Raw genomic sequence first — 5,751 nt, 5'->3', positions numbered from 1 at the left:
GCGCGCGGCCCGCCCCGCCCGCGCCGGGGCGCCCCCCGCACCCCCACGCGGGAGACGGGCCCGGCCGTTGACATGCCCGAGACCCCCGATCATGCTGAGCAAGCGCTTAGTAGCGTGTACCGACACCACGGACACACGGACACCACGCAGGGTTGGGGAGGCGAGCTTCGATGGCGGAGCCCCGGGTTTTCACATCGGTCGACGAGCTGAAGGCCGCTGTCGGCGAGGAGTTGGGCACCAGCGACTGGCTGGAGATCGACCAGAAGCGGATCGGCCTGTTCGCGGACGCGACCGGCGACCACCAGTGGATCCACGTCGATCCGGAGAAGGCCGCCGCCGGCCCGTTCGGCACCACCATCGCGCACGGCTATCTGACGCTCTCGCTGCTGCCGGTGCTGGTGCCGCGGCTGATCCGCGTCGAGGGCGTGCGCATGGGCATCAACTACGGCGTGAACAAGGTCCGCTTCCCCTCCCCCGTGCCGGTCGGCTCGCGGGTGCGCGCCACCGCGCGGATCACGGAGGTCTCCGAGGTGGGCGAGGGCTGTGTCCAGCTCGCCTCGCTGGTGACGGTCGAGCGCGATGGCGGGGAGAAGCCGGTGTGCGTCGCGGAGAGCGTCGTGCGCTACTACATCTGACGCCCGCCGTCCGCCGGGCTCACGCGCCCCGCGGGGGGGCCCCCGCGGGGCCGCCGACCATCTTCAGCACCAGCCCGGCGTAGAACTCGCCGATCTCCTCGGGGGTGCGCGTACCGCCCGAGCGGAACCAGCGGGCGACGTCGATGCAGAGCGAGAGCACGGCCAGGGCCGTGCCCCGGATGTCGGGGACGGTGAAGTCCCCGGCGGCCACCCCGTCCTGAAGGATGCCGCGCAGGATCTCCTCGCTGCGCCGCCGCAGGGCGACGATCTCGGTGTAGTGCTCCTCGGCCAGCGCGTTCAGCTCGTACTGCACCACCCGGGCCGTGGTGTGGCGCTCGGCGTGCCAGCGCACGAAGGCGCGCACCGCGGCGGCGAGCCGGTCGGCGGGTGTCACCGCGCTGTTGCCGGCCTCGGTGAGGATGCGCACCGAGCGCTCGTGGCCGACCCGGCTGATCTGGTAGAGCAGCTCTTCCTTGGTGCGGTAGTGGATGTAGAGGGCGGCGGGGCTCATTCCGGCGCGGGAGGCGATGTCCCGGGTGGTGGTCGCGTGGAAGCCGCGCTCGGCGAAGGCCTCGACGGCCGCCAGCAGCAGCCGCCGGGCCGCGTCGGGGGCCACCTCGCCCCAGGAGTCGTCCGACTCCCCGGCGCCTTCCACCGCGCCCTCGGTGTCCTCTGCGTCCGTGGCGTCCGCGCTCTCCACGGACTCCGCTCCCGTCTCCGCAGCCATCAGCACCTCGCCCGTTCGTCCCACCGGGCGAACACCATACAACGGTTGCTGAGCAGCCGCTTAGGGAGCGGGCGCCGGAGGGGCGCCGCGGGACGTCAGAAGGCGGAGACCCCGGTCAGCGAGCGGCCGATGAGCAGCTTGTGGATCTGGCTGGTGCCCTCGTACAGGGTCATCACACGGGCGTCGCGCAGCAGCTTGCCGACGGGGTACTCGTCGATGTAGCCGTAGCCGCCGAAGACCTGGAGGGCGTTGTTGGCGGCGCGCACGGCGGCCTCGGAGGCGTAGAGCTTGGCGACGGAGGACTCGGTGGCGAAGGGCAGGCCCCGGTCGATGTGGTCGGCCACGCGCCAGGTCAGCAGCCGGGCGGCGTCGACGTCCACGAAGATGTCGCTGATCAGTTCCTGGACGAGCTGGTGGCGGGCGATGGGCCTGCCGAACTGCTCGCGCTCGGCGGCGTAGGAGACGGCCGCGTCCAGCGCCGCCTGGGCGATGCCGACGCAGCCGGCCGCCACCGACATGCGCCCCTTGGCGAGGGCGGACATGGCGACGGAGAATCCCTTGCCCTCCTCGGCGATACGGCAGTCGTCGGGGACGCGGACGCCGTCGAGCACCAGCTCGGCGGTGGCCTGGCCCCGCAGGCCGAGCTTGCCGTGGATCTCCCGGCGGGTCAGGCCGGGGGTGTCGGTGGGGACGAGGAAGGCGGTGATCCCCTTGTGACCGGGCTCGGCGCCGGTACGGGCGAAGAGCAGCACCACGTCGGCCCAGGTGCCGTTGGTGATGAACATCTTGGTGCCGTCGATGATCCAGTCGCCGCCGGGGCCGCCGTCGCGGCGGGCGCGGGTGGTGAGACTGGCGGCGTCGGAGCCGGTGCCCGGCTCGGTCAGGCCGAAGCAGCCGATCGCCTCGCCGGCGCACAGGCCCGGCAGCCACCGCCGCTTGTGCTCCTCGCTCCCCCAGGCGGCGATCGTCTTGGCGACCAGGCCGAGGGAGACCGACAGCACCCCGCGCACGGCCGAGTCCCCGCGCCCCAGCTCCTCGGTGACCAGGCAGTACGCCAGGTGGTCGCCGCCGGACCCGCCGTACTCCTCGTCGATGGTCAGGCCCAGGAAGCCCAGGTCGCCCAGGGACTTCACCACGGACCGGTCGATGCTCTCGGCGCGGTCCCACTCGGCGGTGTGCGGGACGATCTCCCGGTCGACGAACTCCTTGGCGAGCTGCCGTACGGCAGCCTGCTCCTGAGACAGCTCCAGATCCACGCCCAATAAACTAGCAGCGCTAGTTACAGCTTCACAGATACCGGACGAGACCCGAGGATGTGATCCGTGGCACGCCCACGTACCCCCCTGCTGAGCCGCGAGCGGATCGTGGCGGCGGCACTCGCGCTGGTGGACGGCGAGGGCCTGCCCGCGGTGTCCACCCGCAGGCTCGCCGCCGAGCTGGGCGTCAGCGGCCCGTCGCTGTACAACCACTTCCGCACCAAGGACGAGATCCTGGACGCGGTGGCCGACGCGGTGTGCGCCGATGTCGACCTGTCGATGTTCGAGAACGGCACCGACTGGCGCGAGGCACTGGTGGCCTGGGCCCGCTCCTACCGGGCGGCGCTCAGCGCGCATCCCAACATCGTCCCGTACCTGGCGCAGGGACCGGGCCGGCGCCCCAGCCAGCTGCGGATGGCCGACGCCGTCTACGGCGCGATGCTGGACGCCGGATGGCCGCGCGCCCACGCGACCCGCATCGGCGCGCTGATGCGGTACTTCGTGGCCGGCTCCGCGCTGGGCTCCTTCGCCCGCGGCTTCGTCGACGACGCGGCGCTGTACGAGCGCGACTACCCGCACCTGGACCAGGCCCATCTACTGGCCGAGCACCAGCAGCGCGTCGACGAGGGCGCCTTCGAGACGGGCCTGCGCGCCCTCGTCGACGGGCTGGCGCTCCGGTTCCCGGAGCGGGGGCGGGCCGGGGAGGCGGAGGACGGCCAGGGGCGGGCGCGCTAGAAGACCACCAGCGCCCGGCCGCCGCGTCCGGCGAGCATGGCCTCGAAGGCCGCTGGCACCTCCTCCAGACCGATCCGGTCGGTGACCAGCGCGCCCAGGTCCAGTCGCCCGGAGCGGACGTGCCCGGCGAGCACGGGCAGGTCGCGGGCGGGGTCGCAGTCGCCGAAGACGCAGCCGGACAGGGTTCGGGCGAAGTGGAAGATCTCCAGCGGCGAGAAGGAGACCTGGCTGTCCTTGCCGCCGATGCCCACCACCGAGGTGCGCCCGCCGCGCCGGGTGGAGGACCAGGCCGCCCGGATGGTCTCCGCGCGGCCGACGCACTCGACGGCGGCGTCCGTGCCCAGCCCGCCGGTGACCTTCCGGATCTCCTTGGCCGTGGTGTCGGAGGCGATCAGGAAGTCGGTGGCGCCGGCCCGGCGGGCCAGCTCCTCCTTGCCCGGGGAGACATCCACGGCGACGATCCGCTCCGCGCCCGCGATCCGGGCCGCCTGGATCACCGCCAGGCCGACCCCGCCGGCGCCGAAGACGGCCAGCGTCTCGCCCTCGCGCAGGCGGACGCTGTGGTTGACCGCTCCGTAGCCGGTCAGGACCGCGCAGCCCAGCAGGGCCGCGTCGCCCAGCGGTACGCCGGCGGGCAGCGGCAGCACGCCGCGCTCGGCGACGACCGTCTCCTGCGCGAACGCGGCCGTGCCCAGCCCCGGGTACAGGTCGCGGCCGTCGGCGGAACGGGCGTAGGGGACGCCGCTGGCCGCGTTGGCCTCGGTGCACAGCCAGGGCTCGCCCAGCTTCGCGCAGAAGTGGCAGCTCCCGCAGGCGGGCGCCCAGTTGAGGACGACCTCGTCACCGGGGGCCACGGTCGTGACGCCCTCGCCCACGGCGGTCACGGTGCCCGCGCCCTCGTGGCCGAGGACGGCGGGGACGGGCTGGCGCAGGGTGCCGTTGGACAGCGACAGGTCGGAGTGGCAGACCCCGGCGGCGGCGAGGCGGACCCTCACCCGGCCGGGGCCGGGCTCCGGCAGGTCGATCTCCCCCGTCTCCAGCGGGGCATGGGCGGCGGGCAGGACCACGGCGCGGACCACGTGGCGTCTCCTCTCACATCCTGGGCGGACGAGCTGCTGGCGGTGTGGGATCGGGCGGGCGGCCGGACGAACGGCCGGGCGTGCGACCGGGAAAGGCGCTCAGAACTGCAGGGACTTGGTCTGGAGGTACTCGGTCAGACCGTGCGGGCCCAGCTCCCTGCCCACGCCGGACCGCTTGTAACCGCCGAAGGGCGCCAGCGGATTGAACCGGCCGCCGTTGATGTCCACCTGGCCGGTCTGCAGGCGGAGGGCGAAGGCGGCGGCCGTCTCGTCGTCGGCGGCCCACACCGCGCCCGACAGCCCGTAGTCGGAGTCGTTGGCGATCCGGGCGGCGTCGTCGGCGTCCTCGTAGCGCAGGATGCTCAGGACCGGGCCGAAGATCTCCTCACGGGCGATGGTCATCTCCGGGGTGACGCCGGCGAGGACGGTGGGGCGTACGTAGTAGCCGCGTTCCACCCCCTCGGGGGCGTCCGCGCCGCCCGCGACGAGGGTGGCGCCCTCCTCGGTCCCGGTGCGGATGTAGCCGGTGACGCGTTCGCGCTGTCCGGCGTTGACCACCGGGCCCAGGCGCGTGGCGGGGTCGGTGGGGTCGCCGGGGACGTACTTGGCCGCCGCGGCGGCGGCGATCTCCACGGCCTGGTCGTAGTGGTCGGTGTGGACCAGCATGCGGGTCCACGCGCTGCACGTCTGGCCGGCGTTGGCCATCACGTTGCCCACCCCGATCTTCACGGCCTTCACCAGATCGGCGCCGGGCAGGATGACGTTGGCGGACTTGCCGCCCAGCTCCAGCGCGACCCGCCTGACCGCTCCGCCGGCGATCGCGCCGATACGGCGGCCGACGGCGGTGGAGCCGGTGAAGGAGACCATGTCCACACCATCGTGCTCGGCCAGCGCCTGCCCGGCTACCGGGCCGCGACCGGTGACGAGGTTGAACACCCCGGCGGGCACCCCCGCCTCGGCCACGGCCCCGGCGAACAGCCGCGCGACCAGCGGGGTGTCCTCGGCGGGCTTGAGGACGACCGTGCAGCCGGCCGCCAGGGCCGGGGCGACCTTGGCGACGACCTGGTGCAGCGGGTAGTTCCAGGGGGTGATGGCGCCGACGACGCCGACCGGCTCGTGCAGTACACGGGAGTTGCCCAGCTCCTCCTCGAAGGGGTGCTCGGCGGCGAGCTTCGCGTACGTCCCGGTGACCGTGATGGGCAGTCCGGCGTGGACGGACTGCGAGAAGGACAGCGGGGCGCCCAGCTCCGCGGTGACGGTGGCCGCGATCTCCTCGCGGCGGGCGGCCAGGGCGTCGTGCAGCGCGCCGAGCCGGGCCG

6 protein-coding genes are annotated in these 5,751 nt (G+C 73.6%); 2 read left to right on the top strand and 4 right to left on the bottom strand.

The genetic code is table 11. From position 1 onward, the window contains the following. Nucleotides 1-170: 170 nt before the first annotated feature. Nucleotides 171-635: a MaoC family dehydratase gene (locus tag AC2CJA_RS23300; RefSeq protein ID WP_484604645.1), complete on the top strand. Its 465-nt coding sequence runs from the start codon at nt 171-173 to the stop codon at nt 633-635. Between the two features lie 19 nt (nt 636-654). On the opposite strand, the gene AC2CJA_RS23295 is transcribed toward AC2CJA_RS23300, so the two are convergent. Further along, entirely contained in the window at nt 655-1,335 is a 681-nt protein-coding gene (locus AC2CJA_RS23295; protein WP_484604646.1) for a TetR/AcrR family transcriptional regulator, read from the bottom strand. Between the two features lie 122 nt (nt 1,336-1,457). Further along, nucleotides 1,458-2,618 (bottom strand): acyl-CoA dehydrogenase family protein, encoded by a 1,161-nt coding sequence (locus AC2CJA_RS23290; RefSeq protein ID WP_484604644.1) that lies wholly within the window; start codon nt 2,616-2,618, stop codon nt 1,458-1,460. 66 nt (nt 2,619-2,684) lie between these two features. On the opposite strand from AC2CJA_RS23290, the gene AC2CJA_RS23285 reads away from it, so the two are divergent. After that, nucleotides 2,685-3,353, top strand: coding sequence for a TetR/AcrR family transcriptional regulator (locus tag AC2CJA_RS23285; protein ID WP_484604643.1), 669 nt, complete (start codon nt 2,685-2,687; stop codon nt 3,351-3,353). On the opposite strand, the gene AC2CJA_RS23280 is transcribed toward AC2CJA_RS23285, so the two are convergent. Both AC2CJA_RS23280 and AC2CJA_RS23275 read right to left on the bottom strand, forming a co-directional pair. Then, the gene (locus tag AC2CJA_RS23280) at nt 3,350-4,432 is read right to left on the bottom strand and encodes a Zn-dependent alcohol dehydrogenase (protein WP_484604642.1); all 1,083 of its coding nucleotides are present in this window, start codon (nt 4,430-4,432) and stop codon (nt 3,350-3,352) included. The genes AC2CJA_RS23285 and AC2CJA_RS23280 overlap by 4 nt on opposite strands. A gap of 99 nt (nt 4,433-4,531) precedes the next feature. After that, the coding region (locus tag AC2CJA_RS23275; RefSeq protein WP_484604641.1) for an aldehyde dehydrogenase family protein at nt 4,532-5,751 on the bottom strand (1,220 nt) is incomplete at its 5' end.

The organism is Streptomyces sp. ATLC9 (assembly GCF_057196705.1).
The sequence above is the reverse complement of the archived record's forward strand: the minus strand, read 5'-3'. Positions and strand labels throughout refer to the sequence as shown.

Excerpts from the sequence above, each read along its gene's own strand:
- AC2CJA_RS23300 (WP_484604645.1), top strand. The coding sequence starts at position 171 with ATGGCGGAGCCCCGGGTTTTCACATCGGTCGACGAGCTGAAGGCCGCT.